The sequence below is a fragment of the Nocardioides sp. genome (assembly GCF_024509035.1).
Lineage (GTDB): Bacteria > Actinomycetota > Actinomycetes > Propionibacteriales > Nocardioidaceae > Nocardioides.
Genome location: NZ_JANINT010000406.1, coordinates 1 through 1,263, shown reverse-complemented (window position 1 = coordinate 1,263; position 1,263 = coordinate 1). Strand labels below are relative to the sequence as shown.

Sequence of the window (1,263 nt, the reverse complement as noted above, 5' to 3'; positions counted from 1 at the left end):
GCAGGATCCGCGCCGCCAGGTCGACCTCGGTGCGGCTGTGCCGGATCAGCTTGCCCATCTCGAGGGTCACCAGGTGCGCGAGCTCCTCGCTGCGCTCGCGCATCAGCCGGGCGGCCTCGGCCACCCTGGCCGCGCGTTCCTCCCCGGGCGTGGCGCGCCACCCCGCGAACGCGTGGTGGGCGGCGTGGACCGTCTGATCGATCGCCGCCTCGTCCATGGCGGGGAACTCGCGCACCAGCTCGTTGGTGTACGGGTTCACCGTCGCGATGGAGCTGTGCCCGGCGGTGGTGGTGGACTGCGACATGAGCGGCCTCCGGAAGTTCCGCGACGTCGCCGTGCGGCGGCTGTGCGGCTGGATGGGGAACGGGCCTCCTGGCCCGATGACGACTAGTCGGGCAAGGGCGGGAGCGGGAAGCGCAGGTGTGCAGCTGCGACGTCCTCCTTCAGCGGGGTGTCGGCGGCGACGTGCTCGACCGTGCCGCTGGTGTCGATCACGGCCTGGGCCAGCTCGTCGACGACGTCGTCGGTACGCCGGGTGGGTCGTCCACAGATCGGGCACGTGTCGCCGGACTCGGCCAGCCACCCGGACTCGTCGCAGACGACCCCGGGGGCGGTAGCGCCCTCGTGCACCAGGAGTCGCTGGACGGCGGCGACCGAGCCTGCCCAGAGGCAGCGTTCGAGCCCGACGACGGCGTTGCCGCCGGCCGCCTGCTTCTGATAGGCGTCGGCCACCTCGCGGCGCTCCTCCTCCCGCTCGTATCGTTCGACGATCGCCCCCGCGCTCGCGCGGATGTCGCCGGTGGTCGCGGTGCCGGGGTCGATCGAGAAGGTGCCCGCGACGGCTTCGCGCAGCCGGCGCGGCAGGAACTCCACGAAGGTCGACACCTCGACGTCGTGTCCACCGACGACCAGGAGCTCGAAGCGCCCCTCCCGGAAGAAGTCGTCCAGCACCGTGGCGACCCGGCGGAAGTGCCGTCTGGCGAGCTCCTCCGCCTTGTTGCGAACGTGGTACTCCTGGAGCCCGTGCCAGCCGGCATACTGCGGCTTGCGCAGGGCCGTTCCGAACAGGGTGCTCGTCTCTTCGAGCTCGTCCGCGAACAGCTCCCACGTGCGAGCCGACTCCTTGTCGACGACCAGGACGCAGGCGCGGTGGTACTCGTCCAGCACGGCCAGCATCGGTCGAACCCACGGCGTCGCGTCCACGACGATCCGGTCGCGCACGGAGCGGGGCAGCTCGAGCTCCTCGTAGAAGTCGCGTCCGCT

Annotated in this window: 2 protein-coding genes; both read right to left on the bottom strand. The window is 71.6% G+C overall.

Annotation, left to right across the window (positions count from 1 at the left end):
* Positions 1–304, bottom strand: a 304-nt coding sequence (locus tag Q0L15_RS22435) for an aldehyde dehydrogenase family protein (protein WP_296607083.1), incomplete at its 3' end; no start/stop codon positions are given.
* Positions 305–387: 83 nt separating this feature from the next.
* Positions 388–1,263: hypothetical protein (locus tag Q0L15_RS22430; protein WP_296607082.1), on the bottom strand; the 876-nt coding region annotated here is incomplete at its 5' end.